Raw genomic sequence first — 18536 nt, forward strand, 5'->3', positions numbered from 1 at the left:
CTCCGTCAGGCGCGGCTGGGAAAGACGCGCGGTGACATGGCGTCGATGTCGCGGCCGGCGTAGTCGCGCTGCGCCACGGTCGCGATGGTCTGCGCCTGGGCGCGTTCCACTTCCTGCATGGCGCGTTCGATGTCGATGGTCAGCAGCTTGCCGTCCTTGACCACCTGGGCGCCGTCCACGTAGACGTCGCGGATGGCGCGGTCGCCGGCCGAGTAGATCAGGCTGCGCAGCGGCTCGCGGCCGGGGCGCATGTACGGATGCGACAGGTCGACCAGCGAGAAGTCGGCCTTGCCGCCGACCGCGATGCGGCCGATGTCGTCGCGGCCCAGCATGCGGGCGCCGTTGATGGTGGCGGCGTTGAACACTTCCTCGGTGGAGGCGGCGCGGAAGTGGCCGGCCTGCAGGCGGGCCACGTAGCAGGCCAGCCGCATTTCATCGAGCATGTTGTGCGGGAAGGTATCGGTGCCGATGCCGACGTTGATGCCAGCGCGCAGGTAGCGGCCCAGGAAGCTCAACGCGATGCCGCGCCGCACGAACACCGTGGGACAGTGCGCCACGTGCGCGCCCGAGCGTTGCAGCAGGCCGAAGTCGTCGGCATGCGGCCAGTACAGCGCGCGGTGGTCGTTCAGGAAGATGCCGTGGCCTATGATGAGGTCGCCATCCAGCAGGCCCTGGTCATCGAGCCATTCGATCGGCGTGCGGCCATGGCGGCGCGTCATCTCCGAGAACTCGACCACGCTCTGCGCGGCGTGGATCTGCATCGGGATGCCCAGGCGGCGCGCGGCTTGCTGCGCTTCCCTGAGCAGTTCGGGCGAGCAGGTGTCGACCTGCGACGGGCACAGCATGGCGCCCAGGCGGCCGCTGGGGTGGTTGATGGCGCTGTCGGCCACGGCCAGGGCGGCCTCGAACGACTTCTGCGCCGCCGCCTCGTCCCAGGTGTATTCGACCGAATGGCCGTCCGTTGTGCGCCAGGCGGCCGAGCGGAACATCGGGCCCAGCACTCCGCGGATGCCGGCCGCCGCCACCACGTCGGCCCAGCCGGGGCGCGGCAGCGACATGTCGACGAAGGTGGTCACGCCGCTCAGCAGCATCTCGGCCATCGCCACCTGGTTGGAATACTGCGCCGTCTCGATGCCCGAGCGGAACACCGGCATGTATTCGTACAGGGAACTCTGGCCCAGCTTGTCGCTGCCCAGCTCTTCCAGCAGGCCGCGGTTGCCGGGCTCGGAAGAGGGGTGGCTGTGGACGTTCACCAGGCCCGGCATCGCCATCAGGCCGTTGCCGGCCACGACCCGGTCGGCCGGCCCGGCGTAGCCCGTGCCGGCGTGGATCACGGTGTCGCCGCGCATCACCAGGTCGGCGTTCTCGATATAGACGTGCGAGCCCAGCGCCTCGTCCCAGGCCACCAGGGTGGCAAGGTTCTTGAAATGGGTGATGCTGGCTTGATTGGTGTCGCTCACGGGAGACTCTCTGTGCTGCGGAATCAGGGGAAAGGCGGCGCGGCGGAAGCCGCGCCGCCCGATGCGGCTTACTTCAACTCGATGTCCAGGCCCTTGTAGGCGGCGGCGCCGAAGATGCCGTGCGCGCGCATCGGCTTCAGGCGCGGCCCGCCCACCAGGTACAGCGAGTCGTGGTACAGCGGAATCCACGCCACGCCGTCGGAGATCTTGGTCAGCGCCTTGGACAGGATGGCGTCGCCGGTCTTGGCGTCCAGCGCCTCGCTGCCCTCGGCCAGCCAGCGGTCGGTGTCGGCGTCCTTCCAGTTCATGCGGTTCGGGGTCGGGATGCTGCTGGACAGGAAGTAGCTGTTGAGCGCCTCGCCCGTGCTCATGTAGCCGAAGCTCATGCTGAATTCATCGAATTCCTGCGTGGCCAGCTTGCCCCAGGCCGAGGTCGAATCGAACAGCTGCACGCGCAGGTCCGCGCCGACCTTCTTCATGTCGCCCTGCACGGCTTCCATGATGTCCTTCCAGTAGCCGGTGATGCCGTAGTGCAGCAGCGACAGCTTTTGGCCGTCCTTGTAGCGGTAGCCGTCCTTGCCCATCTTCCAGCCGGCCTCGTCCAGCAGCTTGTTGGCGGCGGCGGGGTCGTAGCGGTAGGCGTCGTTGGCGCCGGCCGGCGTGCTGGTGGCCAGCATGCTGGTGGCGGGCACGGCTTCGCCGAAGGTGATGGCCTCGGTCAGCGCCTTGCGGTTGATCGCCAGGTTGAGGGCGCGGCGCACGTTCACGTCCGTCAGCATCGGCTTGTCGATCTTGAAGCCCAGGAAGAAGGTCCAGTAGAACGGGTCCGCCTTGCTGACGAACAGGCGCTTGTCGGCCTTCAGGTCCTTGATGGCCCACTGCGGCAGGTAGCGCGACAGGTCGGCCTGGCCGCTCTGCAGCGCGGTCAGGCGGGTGCTTTCCTCGGGCACGATCTTCCAGATGATCTTGTCGACCTTGGGCGTCGGGTCCTTGTAGATCGCCGGGCCCCATTTGTAGCCGGCGTGGCGGGTCAGCACCACTTCATTGCGCGGCGACCAGCTCTGGAAGCAGTACGGGCCGGTGCCGTCGAAGGCCTTGACGCCGTAGTCCTGGCCCAGCGCCTTGACCTGCTCGATGTTGATGACCGAGTGCATGTAGTGCGCCATCTGCTGCAGCAGCTCGTTGTAGGGCTTCTTCAGCTTGTAGACCACGGTGACGTCGTCCGGCGCGGTGATGCTGTCGACCGGGCCGGCGCGCCAGCGCTCCAGGCCCTTGGTTTCCGGGTCCAGCCAGCGGGTGTAGCTGGCCACCACGTCCTTGGCGGTCATCTTGCGGCCGCTGCAGAAGGTGACGTCGTCGCGCAGGTTGAAGGTGTAGGTCAGGCCGTCGGGCGAGACGGTCCAGCTCTTGGCCAGCGCCGGCACCGGCGTCTTCATGTCGTAGTCCAGGCCCACCATGGTGTCGGCGGCCATGAACAGCACCTCGGCCGCGCCGCGCGCGGTGGTGCGGTGCGGGTCGTACTTGTCGGTGTCCAGCTCGCGCAGGATCAGGACGGTCTTCTCGGCCTGCGCCAGCGCCGGCGCGGGCGCGGCCAGCAGGCAGGTCAAGGCCAGCGGCGCGAGGGCCAGTCCCTGGATGATCTTCATGATGTGGTTTCCCCTGTATGGTTTGTGGTGTGGTCGGGCGTGCCGCGGTTCAGAACCGCAGCTTGGGATCGAGCGCGTCGCGCAGGCTGTCGCCCAGCAGGTTGAAGGCAAGCACGATGAAGAAGATGGTCATCGTGGGAATGGTCGAGATGTGCGGGAAGATCTGCAGGAACTTGCGGCCGTCGGCGGCCATGCTGCCCAGTTCGGCGAAGGGCGGCTGCGGCCCCAGGCCCAGGAACGACAGCACCGAGCCCAGCAGGATGGTGTGGCCCAGCTGCAGGGTGGCGTAGATCATCAGCATCGACGAGCAGTTCGGCAGCAGGTAGCGCGTGATCAGGTAGAAGTTGCCGAAGCCCATGGCGTGGCCGGCTTCCATGTATTCCTGCTTCATCACCACCATGGCCGAGCCGCGTGCGATGCGCGCCATGCCGGGAATCGCCGAAATCCCCAGCGCCAGCACCATGCTGGTGGTGCCCGGGCCCATCAGCGCCGACAGGCTCAGGCCGAACAGGATCGCCGGGAACGACAGCAGCACGTCGACCACGCGCATGATGACGCCTTCCAGCGGGCGGTAGTAGGCGGCCAGGATGCCGAGCAGGGCGCCCAGGCCCGAGCCGCCGATCACCGCCAGCACGCTCAGCATCAGCGTGGCGCGGATGCCGTAGATCACGCGCGACAGGATGTCGCGGCCCTGCACGTCGGTGCCCAGCAGGTAGCTGATGCCATCGGCCGAGGTCCAGCCCGGCGCCTTGCGGGCGATGGCCATGTTGGTGGAATACGGATCGTGCGGCGCCAGCCAGGGCGCGAACAGCGCCACCAGCACGATCGCGATCACCGCCAGCAGCGACAGCAGCAGGATCGGATCGCGGCGCAGGCGCGACGCGATGCGCGCCAGCGGCGTGGCCATGGCCTGGGGCGGCAGCCCGCCCATCGAGGAAGTGGTGCCTGCGCTCATGATTTGTTGCCTCGCGGATCCAGGTAGCCGTAGAGCAGATCCACGATCAGGTTGATGAGGATGAAGCCCAGCGCGGTCACCAGGATCGCGCCCTGGGCCAGCGGGAAGTCGCCGGCGAAGATGGCGCCGACCGCCATGCGGCCCACGCCCGGCCAGGAATAGATCTGCTCGGTGACCACCGCGCCGCCCAGCAGGTTGCCCACCTGCAGGCCCACCAGCGTCACGATCGGCAGCAGCGCGTTGCGCAGGGCGTGGCGCAGCAGCACGCGGCCTTCGCCGGCGCCCTTGGCGCGCGCGGTGCGCACATAGTCGCCGCTGAGGGTCTCGATCACGGCGGTGCGGGTGATGCGCGCCACCGGTCCGATCAGCACCGATCCCAGCGTCAGCGCGGGCAACGCCAGCGATTGCAGGCCGGCCAGGGTCCAGATCGGGCCGTTGCGGCCGATGTACGGCAGGATGCCGGCGCCGCCGATGTGCTGCACCAGCAGCAGGCCGACCCAGAACACCGGCAACGACACGCCCACGACCGACAGCGTCATGACGAAGCGGTCGGTCAGCTTGCCGCGGCGGTAGGCCGCCAGCGTGCCCAGCAGGATCGCCAGCGGGATCGACCAGACCACGCTGGCCAGCATCAGCTCGGCCGTCGCGCCGATGGTGCTGCCGATCTCGTCGATGACCGGCACGTTGGAGATCATCGAACGGCCCAGGTCCAGGTGCAGCAGGCGCCACACGTACAGGGACAGCTGCTGGACGATCGACTTGTCCAGGCCCAGTTCCTGGCGCACCTGCGCCAGTTCCTCGGCGGTGGCGGTGGGGCCGGCGATCACGGCGGCAGGGTCCGCCGGCGCGACCTGCAGGAGCACGAAGCACACCACCACCACGCCCAGCAGGACGGGCAGCGAGATCGTGAAGCGGTTGAGGATCTGGCGGATCATGCGAGGCCCGCGCAAGTCATACGGGTTGGCTCGGTGCGCGGCCCGCAGGCGGGCCGTGGGGGGGAAAAGTGAATGGGTCTCGGCATGACACAACCTTGTCTCTGTGTACGTCCAGGTGCTGCGGTGGCCAAAGAATGCCAGCGCGCCCAGGCGCCGTGGACCCAGGGAAATCCACTATGGGAGGACTTGGTCGTGTTTCTCTGTTTCCATGTCAACCGATTGAAAACAAAGGGGTATTTGATGTTTTGCCAACACCGGCGTTACGCCTGCGATAACGGGGTGTTATGACGCCTGCCTAAAGATTGATAGGGCGATCGACAGGGGGGCGACGGCGGCGCCGCGAGCCGGCGCCGCCGTGGGGATCACAGCGTATACCTGAGATTCAGCGCGAAGCGGCGTGGCGCGCCGTAGAAGTTGTAGAACCACGGGTCGCCGACGGCGCTGTAGTAGCGCCGGTCAAACAGGTTGTCCACGGTCAGGCCGATCTCCGCCTGGCGGCTGACCTGGTACTTGGCCAGCAGCCCGACCACCGTGTAGCTGCCTTGCCGTATGGTGTAGCCGTCGCCGGAATTGGAGATGGCGCTCTGCGCCCTGACATTGCCGCCGATGGTCCAGCGCGTGCCGGGCAGGCGGTAGGTGGTGTAGACACGCAGCAGGTGGTCCGGCGTGTTGGCGGCATACGGCTTGCCTTTGTCCTCTCCCTTGGCATAGGCGCTGTGCACGTAGGTATAGCCGGCGCCGAGCTGCCAGCCGGGCGAGAGTTCGCCATTGATGCCCAGGTCCACGCCCTTGCTGACCACCAGGCCCGAAGCCGAGTAGCAATAGCCCTTGCAGATATTGCTTTCATCGTAGGGGACGCTCGGATCCGTCTGCGCCAGGTTGGTCTGTTCCAGGCGGAAGAGGGCGGCGCTGGTGTTCAGCCTGCCGCCCAGGTATTCCCCCTTCAGGCCGATTTCATAATTCTTGCCCACGATCGGGTCGACCGTGCCACCGCTGGCATTGAGGTTGTCCTGCGGCTTGAAGATGTCGGAATAGCTGACGTAGGCCGAGTGTTCGCCGTCGATGTCATAGACCAGGCCGGCATAGGGGCTGACGACACCGCGCTCTTTCTGCGTGGGCACGCCCTCGTTGCGGTATTCGTACCCGCTCACGCGGGTGCCCAGGATGAGCTTGAGCGGATCGGCGAGGTTCAGGCGGGCGACGCCGTAGGCGCCGCGTTGCAGGGTCTCGTTGGGTTTGCTCCAGGGGGCCAGCGGTCCATCGAGCCGGGGGATGTCGGCGTCAAAGCGATAGATATCGACCGGCATGCCCGCGCCGTAGTACCCGCGCGAGCGGGCCTTCAGGGTCGACGCATTCACGCCGAACACCAGTTCGTGGTCGCGGCCGAACAGCGACACCGGCCCACTGGCGTGAAGGTCATAGCTGTTGGCCGAGAAGTCGCGTTTCAGCAATTGTTGGTAGAGGCGCAAGCCATTTCCCGTGGCGGGATCGAGCGTCCCGTACAGATAGCTCGACGCATTGTCCGCCTTGGCCTCGTTGTGACTGTAGCTGGCGCGCAGCTTCCAACCCGCGGGCAACTGCTGCGTCAGGTCGACGGTGTACATCCGGTATTCCTTGTCGATGCCGTCGTTGGCTCCGGCAAAGAACGCGGACCGGCGTAGCCGCAGGTCGCCGCCATCCGGCGCGGTCGGCACGCCCAGGTGGTTGTTGCCCTTGTTGCGCTGCCACTGGAAGCTGGCGCCGATCGTGGTGGTGGGCGTGATGTCGGCATCGACCACGCCGTAGAAGCCCTTTTTATTGTCATAGGCGTGGTCGACGAACGTATCGCTGTCGTCCCACAGCGCCACCGCGCGGCCGCGGACCTTGCCCGACGCCACCAGGGGGCCGGACACGTCGCCGACCAGGCGCCGTTTGTCCCACGACCCCACCTGCGCCTCCAGCTGCGCCTGGAATTGGCCGGTGGGGCGCTTGCGGACCAGGTTGACCGTGCCGCCGGGTTCGCCCGCGCCGGCCAGCAGGCCAGCCGCGCCCTGCAGCACTTCGACCCGATCCAGGTATGCGCTGTCCGGCGCCGGGCTGATGTTGTTTTCGCCGATGCCGATCGGGTTCATCATCCCGTCGTACTGCATTTGCAGCGCGAATCCCCGGCTGAAGAAATTCGCGCCGTCCGCGCCTTGCGAATTCACCACCACGCTGCTGGTGCTTTGCAGCACGTCGTTGATGTCGGTCAGGGCGAAGTCGTCCATCTTCTGCCGCGTGACGACGGTGACGCTCTGCGGCGTTTCTCGCAACGTCAGCGGCAGGCGGGTGGCGGTCGCGGTCGCGCCCGTGGTGTAGGAACCCGTGCCTTCGGTGGCGCCATCGCTGGCGAATCCCGTCACGGCGACTGGCGCCAGCGTGACGGTGCTGTCGCCGCCGGACCGCGGATGCACGATGTAGCTGCCATCGGCGCCGCGGGTGGCGGCCAGTCCCGAGCCATCGAGAAGCCGGGCCAGCGCCGTCTCGGCGCTGAAGCTGCCCTGCAGGCCCGGACTTTGGCGGCCCTGGACCAGGGCTGGCGGCGCGGCCAGCGGCACCCCGGATTCCGTGACGAACCTGGCCAGCGCGGCATCCAGCGGCCCGGCGGGGATGGCATAGTGGCGCAGGCCGGCCTGGCCGGCTTGCGCCTGGGCCTGCGCGGCAGGCGTCCAGGCGCTGGCCAACGCGCCCGCCAGGGTCAGATGGATCAGCGTGGTGAGCAGGACGGGCCGGGCGATCGGACGCGACGGGCGCGGGGCGGCGGATGGGGGGCGGCAAGACATGGGGAACGGACTTCCTGAAGCAGGTGGTTGATGTAACGACCACCTTCGCCACAGGTTCGGTGATCTCTCATGTCCTTAATCGAATGAGAGCCAAAAAAGTAGAAGCGGGCACCCGGTTTTCCCAGGGCAGCGGCAATCAGGCCGGTTCGAGGCTGATCCACCAGGACCAGCGGCGCTGCACCCGGATCGGCAGGACCTGTTCCAGCATGTGCAAGGCGCGCTCCGGCTCGGCCAGCGGAAAACCGCCGAAAACGGGCAGGTCGGCGATTTCGGGCGCCAGGCCCAGATGGCCGCGGAAATACGGCCGCAGATCGGCGATGACCGCGGACAGCGGCGTATGGCGCGCGACCAGCAGGCCGCGGGCCCAGGCTTCGCGGGCGGGATCGGCCTCTTCGCTGGCGGCGATCGCCTCGCGCGAGAAACGCACCTGCTGCCCCGCGTCGATGACGGTCCGGGTCCTGGCCGCGGCCGGGTGGATGGCGACCGATCCCTGGTAGACCGCCAGGAATGTCAGGTCCCGCTCCAGGCGCACGGAAAAACGCGTGCCGAGCGCCTGCAGCCGGCCCTGGGGCGTCTGGACGTAGAACGGCCGTGGGTCGCGTGCCGTATCGACCAGCATTTCCCCGCGCAGCAGGCGCAGCCCGCGCTGCGCGTCGTCGTAGCCGTCATCGATGGCGCTCTGGGCATTGAGCCACACGCGCGAGCCGTCGGAAAGCACCACCGTCCGCACCTCGCCCGTGTCGGTATGCACGTCTGCCGTCCAGGCGTAGGCCCATTCCGGCAGGGCGGTGTGGCGCCAGGCGGCCCAGCCCGTCAAGGCCGTGCCGGCAAACAGTCCCAGGCCGCGCAGGACCTGCCGCCGCCGCCGCGCATGCGCTTGTTCGTAGGCCGCAATCGCGTTGCCACGCGCGGGGCTGGATTTGATCGGCTCGAACCGATGGCTGATGCGTTCGACGTAGCGCCAGGCTTCACGATGCTCGGCGGCCGCGGCCAGCCATTCCTGCCAGCGCCGCCTGTCGTCGGCCCCCGCCTCGCCCGAGTTCAATGTGGCGAACCATTGGGCTGCCTGGCTCAACGCCTGGTGCGGCAACGCGTCTTGCGGCGCGTCGGCGGAGGGACTCAGCACCCGGCTTCCTCCTCGGAACCCGGGCCGCGCGGCTGGCTTGCCGGGCGGGGCGTCACGACCAGCCTGGCTTCCAGTTGCAGGCAATGCAGCATGGCCTGCGCGACGTAGGTCGTGATGGTGCGCGTGGAGACATTCAGTTCACGCGCGACCTCCTTGTGCGTCATGTCGCCCGCAACCGCCATGACGAAGGCGCGCCCGACCTTGGGAGGCAGGGTGCGCAGCATCGCGTCGATTTCGCGCAAGGCCTCCAGCACGATGGCCTGATGCTCGGCGGACGGTGCGACCGCTTCGGGCTGCGCGGCCAGTGTGTCGAGCCACGCCTGCTCGATATTGCGGCGGCGCCAGAGGTCCACGCACATGCCGTTGGCCATGCTGCGCAGATAGCTGCGCGCCTCGGGAGCGCTGCCGAACCGCCGCGGGACCTGGATGAGACGCAGAAAGGCATCGTGCGCGAGGTCGGCCGCGTCGGCGGCGCTGCCCAGCCTGCGGTGCAGCCAACTCTGCAACCAACCGTGGTGATGGCAGTACAGGGATTCGAATTCCGAGCGGGAAACCTGGTTGGGCACGATGCATTCCAGTAAGGAAGGTCGGGGTGTCGCCCGATTTTCAATAGGAATGGATATTATTATCATCCCTTCATGCGGCGCAACCCGACGCCGTCCGCACCCGCCGCGCCAGCCGTTCGAGCAGGGCGCTGGCCAGGCAACCGGCCAGCGCGAACGCCACCGCCACCCACAGGGCCCAGGTGGCGCCGGCGCGGGCATTGAAGGCAAAGCACGCCGCCACCAATGCCGCCCCCATCGTCTGGCCCAGCAGCCGCGCCAGGCCGGACAGGCCACTGGCCACGCTGGCGCGGTGCGCCGGCACGCTGAACATGATGAAGCGCTGGTTGGGCGACAGGAACAGCCCGAAGCCGGTGCCGCACAACGCCATGGACAGCATCACCGCCCACATCGGCGCGCCGGCCGGCAGCCCGCTCGCGGCCAGCAGGCCGGCGGCCAGCAGCGCCAGGCCGATCGCGCCCAGCAGGCTGGCGGACATGCGGTCCGACCACTTGCCCGAGAATGGCGCCAGGCAGGCGCCCATCACCGGCCAGGGCGCGATCAGCATCCCGACCTCGGCGATGTCGCGGCCCAGCGTCCGGTTCAGCAGGAACGGCAGCGCCACCATGGCCGCGCCCTGCGCCGCGAAGGCCAGCACGCACACCAGCACGGCCATCGAAAAGGACGGCAGGCGCAGCAGGTCCAGCGGCACGATCGCGTGCGCGCTCAGGCGTTCGCGGCGCAGCAGCAGCGCCCAGCTCAATGCCCCGAACCCCCAGACCAGCGCGGCGCTCCAGTCCGGCCGCGCCAGCCGTTCCAGCCCCAGCACGGCGAGCCCGAACGCCAGCGCGCACAACACGGCCGCGCCCGCATCGAGCGCTTTGCCATCGCCCGGCGAGCGCGGCAGGTGCCTGCCGGCCAGCGCCAGCGCCACCAGGCAGAAGGGCACGTTCACATAGAACAGCCAGTGCCAGCTCAACACCGTCAGCATCGCCGACGCCAGCACCGGGCCTCCGGCCAGCGACGCCGCCGCGATCATGGCGTTCAGGCCCATGCCCCGGCCCAGTTCCTCCTTGCGGTAGATGGCGCTGACCAGCGCCATGTTGCAGCCCATCAGCGCCGCCGCGGCCAGGCCCTGCGCCGCCCGCGCCGCTTCCAGCGACCACAGCGTCGGCGCCGCGCCGCACCAGACCGAGGCGGCCAGGAACAGCCACAGCGCCGGCAGGAACACCCGCCGGTGGCCGATCTTGCCCGCCAGCGCGGCAAGCGGCAGCATCGTCGCCACCATGACCAGTTGATAGATCGTGACCACGCCGATCACGTCGGCCGCGCTGACGCCCAGCTGCGACGCCATCGACGGCAGCGCCGTGTTGGTCATGGAGGTATCGAGCGTCGCCATCGAGATCGACAGGGACACGGCCAGCATCGCGTAACGGCGCGCGGCGGGTGTCAGGGGAGTGGGGGAGGAAGCGGGGGAAGCAGGCATCGCGGCACGCAGGGAGGCTGAAAAAGGGAGACCGAAAACGGGAAAACGGCCCCAGTATGAAAGTCGCGCTTCTTGCGGTGAATAGCAAAATCCGGAAAGCAGCCTTGCAGATATGAAATACTGGAACCGTTCAGGATTGCCGCGGAACGCGGCGAAAGCGAGGGCGGGGTGAACCGATCGGAAGGCATGGCGCTGCTGGTGGCGGCCGTGGACCAGGGCAGTCTCAGCGGCGCCTCGCGCGTCAGCGGGATTTCATTGGCGTCCGTCAGCCGGCGCATCAGCGCGCTGGAGGAGCGCGTGGGCACCCGGTTGCTGGTGCGCTCGACCCGCGCCCTGCGCCTGACCGAGGCGGGGCAGCGCTATTACGCCGAGGCCAAGCGCCTGCTGGCCGAGATGGACGAACTGGAAAGCAGCATGCGCGTCGATGCCGCCGAGCCCTCGGGCCGGCTGCGCGTCACGGCGCCGACGCTGTACGGCCGGGTGCACCTGCAACCCCTGCTCGCGAAGTTCCTGGTGCAGCATCCCAAGGTCGCGCTCGACCTGCATTTGCTGGATCGCCCCGTCAACCTGCTGGAAGAGGGCATCGACCTGGCCGTGCTGGTCGGCGAACAGCCCAGCTCCAGCCTTGTCGCCCGGCGCCTGGGCTCGATCCGCTGGGTCCTGAGCGCGGCGCCCGACTACCTGGCGCGCCATGGCACGCCCGCCAACCTGCAGGAACTCGCGCAGCATGACGGCCTGGTCTACAGCCATCTGGCGACCGAGGATGCCTGGACGCTGATGGACAAGGGCAGGCCGGCGACCGTGCGGGTGCGCACCCGCATGCGCTCGAACACCGTGGACGGCGTCGTCACGGCCGCGGCGGGCGGCGCCGGCATCGTCTATGCGCCGGCCTGGGCGATCGCGGACCACGTCGCCGCCGGCCGCCTGCAGCCGTTGCTGGTGGCCTCGGAAACCCCGCCCAGGCCGGTGTTCGCGTTGATGACCCACCAGCGGCTGATGGCGGGCAAGGTGCGGTCACTGGTGGAATTCCTCGCCCGGCACCTGCGCGAGAAATCCCTGAATGACCTGTGAGGCCGGGCGAGGGCGCGAGGCGCCCGGCCCGGGCTGGGAGAAGGTCAGCGTCCGTTCACCAGCCTGCCGCGCAGGCATACTGACGTTCAGGGGCCGGGGTTGATCCACGGTTCCCGCAACCGGAGCCATGGCATGGCAGTGCCCCAAGACAAGCAGGAATTGCTGGATGCGATTCGCGTCACCTATGAGAAACTGGCCGCCGATCTGGCGAGCGTGCCGCCCGACCGGGCGCATGACGCCACGCTGGAAGGACACGCGCGCGGCACCACGATGAGCGTGGCCGATCTGGTCGCCTACCTGGTCGGCTGGAACCTGCTGGTGCTCAAGTGGTGCGAGGCCAAGGCCGCGGGGCGGGCCGTCGATTTCCCCGAGACGGGCTATCGGTGGAACGAGCTGGGCCGCCTTGCGCAAAAATTCTATGCGGATCACGCCGGGCAGCCGTATCCGGCGTTGCTGCAACAGTTCGCCACGGTGCAGGCCCGCGTCGTGGCCTGGGTGGCGCAGGCCAGCGACGCAGCCCTGTATGGTTCCCCCTGGTACGAGAAATACACCCAGGGCCGCATGATCCAGCTGAATACGTCTTCGCCTTACGCCAATGCGCGCGGCCGGTTGCGCAAGTGGAAGCGGGCCAACGGACTGACGTGATCCCGGGCGCCGCCAGCCCGGGGCTCCGCGGCCGCCGTGGCGACGCGCCCCACAAATGCCTCCCGCGCTTGAACTTTGAGGATCGTGATGCCGGAAATTGATCGTCCAGCTCCCCTGGTCGACCCCTTGACACGAAATCAACCAACTAGTAGATTGGCTACATCGTAACGCCGCCCAGGCCGTCGCACCCTCCGCCGGATCCCTCCGGCCTCCGCGACGAGCCCGCGGCATATCTTCCCGCAATCCAGGCAATGCCCATGAGTTTGGAACTTTCCCCCCGCGCCACCGAGATCGTCGAGCAGACCCGGTTGCTGCTCGCCACCGGCGGCTATCACGGGTTCAGCTATGCCGACATCTCCGAACGGGTGCGCATCGGCAAGGCCAGCATTCATCACCATTTCCCGACCAAGGCCGACCTCGTGCTGGTCGTGATCAAGCGGCATCGCGAACAGGCCCGCACGGGGCTGGCGGCGCTCGATCAACACGTCGAGGATCCGCAGGCCCGGCTGACGGCCTACACCGAGTATTGGGCAGCCTGCATCCGCGACGGCAGCATGCCGATGTGCATCGGCGCGATGCTGGCGGCCGAGTTGCCGATGATTCCGCAGCCGGTCGCGGACGAGGTCCGCGCCTATTTCGGCGACCTGTCGGCCTGGCTCGGCTCGGTGCTCGCGGCCGGCGCCGCCAAGGGCCAGTTCCGTTTGCGCGACGGCGTGCTGGTCGAGGCGCAGGCGTTCATGTCGACGATCCACGGCGCGATGCTGACCGCGCGGGCGCTCGGTTCGCCCGAGGCGTTCGCGTCGATCGCGCGGGCGGCCATCAAGCAGTTGGCGCCGCCGGCCTGAGCACTACCGATGCGCGCCGCAAGGTGCGCCTTTTTTTGTCTTGCTGTACCGATCAACTAGTTGGTTGTTTTTTTGATTCACCCCGGGCCAGCCGGTCCACCCCTGTCCCCCGCGCCGCTGCTGTCTTCAGCCGGCAGGCAATTCCAAGGAGTCTTACCCATGCCCCATCCCATTTCGCCCCTCGGGGCCGCGCACACGATCATCAGTCTCGTCCCCGCCTTGGCGGGCCTGTACAGCTTCGTCCGCTACCGCGGCATCGACAGCGCGACGCCGGTCGGCAAGGTCTATCTGGGCGGCCTGCTGGCGGCGGTGCTGACGTCGTTCGGCCTGTCCAGCACGGGCGGGTTCAATGCCGGGCATGCGCTGGGCATCCTGGCGTTGCTGTCGGTCGCGGGGGCGCTGTTCCTGTCGCGCCTGTCGCCGCAATCAGGGGCGCGGGCCCATCTGTCGCAGCTGGGGTTCGCGTTCAGTTTCTTCCTGATGTGGGTGCCGGGGATCGCGGAGACGCTGACGCGGCTGCCGGTGTCGCATCCCTTGGCCGACGGGCCGCAGTCGCCGCTGGTGCGCGGTGCGCTGGCGACGTGGTTCGCGATCTTCGTGCTGGGCGCCATCACGCAGCAATGGTGGATCCGTTCGCAGCGCCGCGGCGCGCCGTCCCGCTAGCCAGGTGATGCCGCGCGCGTCGGCGCGCGCGGCCCAAGGGAGTCGCCATGAGCGCCAACGCCATCGAACCGATCGACCCGCTGCGCATCGACGCGATGCGTGACCCGTACCGTCTGGAACGCCTGCACGCGCAATCGCGGGCCGATCGCGCGATGCGCACGCGGGCGGCGGAATTCGCGCGCATCCACGCCGCGCACGCGCAGGCCGTGTCGGCGCCGCCAACGACGGCCGCGTCTCGACCAGCGCCACCGGCCGCGCCCACCGCCACAGCGTCATCCGCGCCGCCCGCCGCAGCCCCGAAAAAGGACGCGCCCGGCGTCGCGCTCGAACCCTTGCGCGACCAATACACGGCGCATTGCCTGAAGCTCGCGATCCAGGCGTTCCGTGATGAACAGGCCCGGCTGCAGGCGCGCACCGTCGCGACCAACCGGGCCGAGCGCGATGCCCAGGCGGCGTTGCAGGCGCGCGCCGAGGCCGCCAATGACCTGGGCACGATCCAGGGCCTGCTGCCGCAACTGCCGTATCGCTTCGTGGCGGGGCTGCCGGCGATCCTGCCGTCGCAGACCGTGGCGGCGCCCGGCCCCGCGCCCATCACGGTGGGGCCGGTGGCGCAGGCCGCGGCCTTGCGCAACGCCACCGACGACGCGCTGGCCGGCGATCCCGCCCAGCGCGCCCGCAACCGCCGACCGCGTCCCAGCGAGGAATGACGCGCGGCCGGCGCAACGCCGGCGGTACGCGCCCGACGCAGCCGTAACGGGCGCGGCCACAGCGGTCCGCGTCGCGGGCATATCGCAGGCACGCACAAGCGCGGCCGCCAGGGCATGCCGGCCAGCGCGCACCACGGCTTCGCATTCAGCGTGCCGTAAATCACCTTTCAAACTGCCTCCAAACCTAGGGTTAGTTCGTGTATCCGGCCATTTTCGGAAGGACTACATTGACTCATTACTTGGAACTAAGTCTCATTTTTTGGAACTTCATGGCCTCACTCGAAAACGCAGCCATCATTCTTCGCCTGATCAATAAGCTCAATCGCAAGGTCACGGTGACGGACCTGGTTGACCACCTGGAGATGCCGAAAAGCTCGGCGTCGCGCCTGTTGGCGCAGATGAAGGAACTGGGGCTGCTGGATCGTGAGGACAGCACCCGCGCCTACGGTCCCGGGGTGATGATCCTGGAACTCTCGCGGATGGTGCGCGAGACCACCTCGCTGTCCGCGCAGATGCAGGACGCCCTCAAGCGCCTCAGCGCGCAGAGCGGCCACACCGGCTACATCTCGGTGCTCGAGGGGCGCGACATCATGGTGCTGCACGTGCAGCAGGGCTCGCATCCGCTGCGCGTCACGACCTATCCCGGACACCGTTCGCCCAGCTGGGCCACCTCGACCGGCCGCGTGCTGCTGGCGCGCGACAGCGACGACAAGGTGGCCAAGCGGCTGGGCAAGCAGCTGCCGTTCATTTCCGACGAAGCGCCGCGAACCGTGCCGGACGTGCTGGCCCGGCTGCGCGACGTGCGCGAGTCCGGCTTCGCCGTGGCGATCAACGAGGCCATCCCGGGGGTGGCCTCGATCAGTTGCGCCGTGAGCGACCCGGTGTCCATGGAGCGCTTCGCCATGTGCCTTTCCTTTCCGGCGGCCCAGGCCGATGCCGCCAGCGTGCAAGCGCTGGCCGCGGACCTGCTGACGGAAGCCAGAAGCCTCGGCCGGATCGTCTGCGATCCGGCCTGGGGATCCCCCGTTCATGCCCTCCATGAGTCAGCACCATGATTGATTCCACCCCCCGCCACGCCGCCCAAGGCGGCGCCTCAGTGCAGGAAGACCCGCACCCGAGAGCGCTCTCGCTGTCCAACCTGGTCCTGCTGGCCGCACTGAGCGTGTTTGGCGCCGTGATCGGCATCCAGCTGATCGTGACCCTGGGCGTGACGCCCAACACGTCCATCATCGGCGCGCTGGTGGCGATGATCCTGGCCCGCGTGCCGATGCGCCTGCTGCGCTCCTACCGTTCGGTCCACACGCAGAACCTGGCGCAGACCGCCATCTCCTCGGCCACCTTCGGCGCGGCCAACAGCCTGCTGCTGCCGCTGGCCATTCCCTACCTGCTGGGCCGCCCCGACATGGTGCTGCCGATGTTCCTGGGCGTGGGGCTGGCGATGCTGCTGGACGCCTACATGCTGTACCGCCTGTTCGGCAGCTCGGTGTTCCCGGCCACCGGCGCCTGGCCGCCGGGCGTGGCCGCGGCCGAAGCCATCAAGGCCGGCGACCAGGGCGGCACGCAGGCCAAGCTGCTGGGCCTGGGCATCGTGGTGGGCGCGGTGGGCTCGTGGTTCAAGATCCCGATGTCGGCGTTCGGCGTGGCCTTCATCGGCAACATCTGGGCGCTGGGCATGTTCGGCCTGGGCCTGTTGCTGCGCGGCTATTCCGAGCCGCTGTTCGGCATGGACATCAACAAACAGTACATCCCGCACGGCGTGATGATCGGCGCCGGGCTGGTGGCGCTGATCCAGGTGGCGATGGTCATGCGCAGCAAGGCCGGCCCCAAGGCCAGCGGCCCGACCGGCCCCAGCGTCGGCAGCAGCCTGCGCCTGGGCGGAGTGGGGTACATCCTGCTGTCCGCCGGCATCTCGCTGCTGGCGGGGCTGTATGCCGACATGCCGGTGCCGATGCTGCTGGGCTTCATCGTCTACGCCGCGTTCGCCGCGCTGGTGCATGAACTCATCGTCGGCATCGCCGCCATGCACTCGGGCTGGTTCCCGGCGTTCGCGGTGGCCCTCATCACCTTGCTGCTGGGCCTGTTGATCGGCTTTCCGCCGCATGCGCTGGCGATCCTGTGCGGCTTCTCGGTGGCGACCGGTCCGGCCTTCGCGGACATGGGCTACGACCTCAAGGCCGGTTTCATGCTGCGCGGCAACGGCGCCGACATGGCCCTCGAACTGGAAGGCCGCAAGCAGCAGCTGATCGCCGCCATGCTGGCGTTCCTGATCGCGATCCCGGTGGTGTATTTCAGCTACGACGCGCTGTTCGCGGGCGGCCAGCTGCCGCCGGTGGCCAAGGTCTACGTGGCCACCATCAACGCCGGCGCCACGCCCGGCATCGCGCAGATGCTGCTGGTGTGGGCCATTCCCGGCGCCATCATCCAGCTGATCGGCGGCCCCAAGCGCCAGCTCGGCGTGCTGCTGGCCACCGGCCTGCTGATCGCCAACCCGCTGGCCGGCTGGGCCGTGGTGGCGGGCATCGCGCTGCGCCTGCTGATCGAGAAGGTCGGCGGCGAAAAGCACCGCAACCACATGGAAGTGTTTGCCGGCGGCATCATCGCGGGCGACGCCATCTTCAGCTTCTTCAACGCCGCCATCACCTCGCATTTTGGCAAGAAGTGATTCCCCCTTCTTGTCGTTTCACCCCGAAAGGAAATCCATCATGAGTCTTTCCCAGACATTGCAGGCCTTCGAAGCGCTGGACAGCGCGCACGCGTCGGGCCACACCGTGGTCAAGCTGCTCGAAAGCTATCCGGACGTGAGCGTCACCGTCACCAAGATCACCGGCGCCAACGGCTCCACCGATTTCGTGCGCATCATGATTCCCGGCGCCCAGGGCAAGCGCGCCGGCGGTTCGGCGCCCACGCTCGGCATCGTCGGCCGCCTGGGCGGCATCGGCGCGCGGCCGGGCCGCATCGGCCTGGTGTCCGACGGCGACGGCGCGGTCGCCGCGGTGGCCGCCGCGCTCAAGCTGGCGCACATGCAGGCGCAGGGCGACGTGCTGGCCGGCGATGTGATCATCGGCACGCACATCTGTCCCGATGCGCCGACCCGTCCGCACGAACCGGTGGATTTCATGGACTCGCCGGTCGACATGAAGGCCATGAACGAGCAGGAACTCAGCGCCGAAATGGACGCGGTGCTGTCGATCGACACCACCAAGGGCAACCGCATCATCAACCACAAGGGCTTCGCGCTGTCGCCCACGGTCAAGCAGGGCTACATCCTGCGGATGTCGGAAGACCTGCTGCGCATCATGGAGACGACCACCGGCCGTCCCGCCGCCACCTTCCCGATCTCGCTGCAGGACATCACGCCCTATGACAACGGCGTGTACCACGTGAACAGCATCATGCAGCCGTCGGTCGCCACCGCGGCGCCGGTGGTCGGCGTGGCCATCACCACCGAGAGCGTGGTGCCGGGCTGCGGCACGGGCGCCAGCCACGAGGTCGACATCGCGTCGGCCGCCAAGTTCGCGGTCGAGGTGGCCAAGGAATTCACCCAGGGCAAGTGCCAGTTCTTCGATCGCGACGAGTACGCGCTGCTGCTCAAGCTCTACGGTTCGCTGGCCCATCTGCAGGGCGAGCAGGCCGGCCAACACTGAACGCAACGCA

Annotated in this window: 16 protein-coding genes; 8 read left to right on the forward strand and 8 right to left on the reverse strand. The window is 68.3% G+C overall.

Annotation, left to right across the window (positions count from 1 at the left end; translation table 11 throughout):
- Nucleotides 1-5: 5 nt before the first annotated feature.
- The 8 genes from I6I07_RS18090 to I6I07_RS18125 form a co-directional block, all read right to left on the reverse strand.
- The gene (locus I6I07_RS18090; protein ID WP_198483131.1) at nt 6-1460 is read right to left on the reverse strand and encodes an amidohydrolase family protein; all 1455 of its coding nucleotides are present in this window, start codon (nt 1458-1460) and stop codon (nt 6-8) included.
- Nucleotides 1461-1528: 68 nt separating this feature from the next.
- Nucleotides 1529-3106, reverse strand: coding sequence for an ABC transporter substrate-binding protein (locus I6I07_RS18095; RefSeq protein WP_198483132.1), 1578 nt, complete (start codon nt 3104-3106; stop codon nt 1529-1531).
- 49 nt (nt 3107-3155) lie between these two features.
- On the reverse strand, nt 3156-4061 hold the full coding sequence (locus I6I07_RS18100) for an ABC transporter permease (RefSeq protein WP_232625634.1): 906 nt from the start codon (nt 4059-4061) through the stop codon (nt 3156-3158).
- Complete coding sequence (locus I6I07_RS18105) at nt 4058-4996, reverse strand: ABC transporter permease (RefSeq protein WP_198483133.1); 939 nt, start codon at nt 4994-4996, stop codon at nt 4058-4060. Before I6I07_RS18105 ends, I6I07_RS18100 begins: the two co-directional genes overlap by 4 nt.
- Nucleotides 4997-5358: 362 nt before the next feature.
- Nucleotides 5359-7797, reverse strand: a complete 2439-nt coding sequence (locus tag I6I07_RS18110) for a TonB-dependent siderophore receptor (RefSeq protein ID WP_198483134.1) — start codon at nt 7795-7797, stop codon at nt 5359-5361.
- A gap of 136 nt (nt 7798-7933) precedes the next feature.
- A complete protein-coding gene (locus tag I6I07_RS18115) occupies nt 7934-8923 on the reverse strand; it encodes a FecR domain-containing protein (RefSeq protein ID WP_232625635.1) in 990 nt (329 codons plus the stop codon).
- Nucleotides 8917-9489, reverse strand: coding sequence for a sigma-70 family RNA polymerase sigma factor (locus I6I07_RS18120; protein ID WP_232625636.1), 573 nt, complete (start codon nt 9487-9489; stop codon nt 8917-8919). Before I6I07_RS18120 ends, I6I07_RS18115 begins: the two co-directional genes overlap by 7 nt.
- Nucleotides 9490-9559: 70 nt before the next feature.
- Nucleotides 9560-10951, reverse strand: a complete 1392-nt coding sequence (locus tag I6I07_RS18125; RefSeq protein ID WP_232625637.1) for an MFS transporter — start codon at nt 10949-10951, stop codon at nt 9560-9562.
- A gap of 168 nt (nt 10952-11119) precedes the next feature.
- On the opposite strand from I6I07_RS18125, the gene I6I07_RS18130 reads away from it, so the two are divergent.
- From I6I07_RS18130 to I6I07_RS18165, 8 genes are all read left to right on the forward strand, one after another.
- Nucleotides 11120-12022 carry a LysR family transcriptional regulator gene (locus I6I07_RS18130; RefSeq protein WP_232625638.1) on the forward strand — a complete coding sequence of 301 codons (903 nt, stop codon included), beginning with the start codon at nt 11120-11122 and terminating at the stop codon, nt 12020-12022.
- A 132-nt stretch (nt 12023-12154) separates the two neighbouring features.
- Entirely contained in the window at nt 12155-12667 is a 513-nt protein-coding gene (locus I6I07_RS18135) for a ClbS/DfsB family four-helix bundle protein (RefSeq protein WP_198483136.1), read from the forward strand.
- A gap of 257 nt (nt 12668-12924) precedes the next feature.
- A complete protein-coding gene (locus tag I6I07_RS18140; protein ID WP_198483137.1) occupies nt 12925-13512 on the forward strand; it encodes a TetR/AcrR family transcriptional regulator in 588 nt (195 codons plus the stop codon).
- Nucleotides 13513-13671: 159 nt separating this feature from the next.
- The gene (locus tag I6I07_RS18145; RefSeq protein WP_198483138.1) at nt 13672-14175 is read left to right on the forward strand and encodes a hypothetical protein; all 504 of its coding nucleotides are present in this window, start codon (nt 13672-13674) and stop codon (nt 14173-14175) included.
- 47 nt (nt 14176-14222) lie between these two features.
- The gene (locus I6I07_RS18150) at nt 14223-14882 is read left to right on the forward strand and encodes a hypothetical protein (protein ID WP_198483139.1); all 660 of its coding nucleotides are present in this window, start codon (nt 14223-14225) and stop codon (nt 14880-14882) included.
- Between the two features lie 269 nt (nt 14883-15151).
- A complete protein-coding gene (locus tag I6I07_RS18155; protein WP_198483140.1) occupies nt 15152-15937 on the forward strand; it encodes an IclR family transcriptional regulator in 786 nt (261 codons plus the stop codon).
- Entirely contained in the window at nt 15934-17544 is a 1611-nt protein-coding gene (locus tag I6I07_RS18160) for an OPT/YSL family transporter (protein ID WP_198483141.1), read from the forward strand. Before I6I07_RS18155 ends, I6I07_RS18160 begins: the two co-directional genes overlap by 4 nt.
- A 40-nt stretch (nt 17545-17584) precedes the next feature.
- Nucleotides 17585-18526, forward strand: a complete 942-nt coding sequence (locus tag I6I07_RS18165; RefSeq protein ID WP_198483142.1) for a DUF1177 domain-containing protein — start codon at nt 17585-17587, stop codon at nt 18524-18526.
- Nucleotides 18527-18536: the final 10 nt, after the last annotated feature.

The sequence above is a fragment of the Achromobacter deleyi genome, from assembly GCF_016127315.1.
Lineage (GTDB): Bacteria > Pseudomonadota > Gammaproteobacteria > Burkholderiales > Burkholderiaceae_B > Achromobacter > Achromobacter insuavis_A.

Excerpts from the sequence above, each read along its gene's own strand:
- I6I07_RS18150 (WP_198483139.1), top strand. The coding sequence starts at position 14,223 with ATGAGCGCCAACGCCATCGAACCGATCGACCCGCTGCGCATCGACGCG.
- I6I07_RS18110 (WP_198483134.1), bottom strand. The coding sequence starts at position 7,797 with ATGTCTTGCCGCCCCCCATCCGCCGCCCCGCGCCCGTCGCGTCCGATC.
- I6I07_RS18105 (WP_198483133.1), bottom strand. The coding sequence starts at position 4,996 with ATGATCCGCCAGATCCTCAACCGCTTCACGATCTCGCTGCCCGTCCTG.
- I6I07_RS18095 (WP_198483132.1), bottom strand. The coding sequence starts at position 3,106 with ATGAAGATCATCCAGGGACTGGCCCTCGCGCCGCTGGCCTTGACCTGC.
- I6I07_RS18135 (WP_198483136.1), top strand. The coding sequence starts at position 12,155 with ATGGCAGTGCCCCAAGACAAGCAGGAATTGCTGGATGCGATTCGCGTC.
- I6I07_RS18145 (WP_198483138.1), top strand. The coding sequence starts at position 13,672 with ATGCCCCATCCCATTTCGCCCCTCGGGGCCGCGCACACGATCATCAGT.
- I6I07_RS18140 (WP_198483137.1), top strand. The coding sequence starts at position 12,925 with ATGAGTTTGGAACTTTCCCCCCGCGCCACCGAGATCGTCGAGCAGACC.
- I6I07_RS18160 (WP_198483141.1), top strand. The coding sequence starts at position 15,934 with ATGATTGATTCCACCCCCCGCCACGCCGCCCAAGGCGGCGCCTCAGTG.
- I6I07_RS18165 (WP_198483142.1), top strand. The coding sequence starts at position 17,585 with ATGAGTCTTTCCCAGACATTGCAGGCCTTCGAAGCGCTGGACAGCGCG.
- I6I07_RS18155 (WP_198483140.1), top strand. The coding sequence starts at position 15,152 with ATGGCCTCACTCGAAAACGCAGCCATCATTCTTCGCCTGATCAATAAG.
- I6I07_RS18100 (WP_232625634.1), bottom strand. The coding sequence starts at position 4,061 with ATGAGCGCAGGCACCACTTCCTCGATGGGCGGGCTGCCGCCCCAGGCC.
- I6I07_RS18125 (WP_232625637.1), bottom strand. The coding sequence starts at position 10,951 with ATGCCTGCTTCCCCCGCTTCCTCCCCCACTCCCCTGACACCCGCCGCG.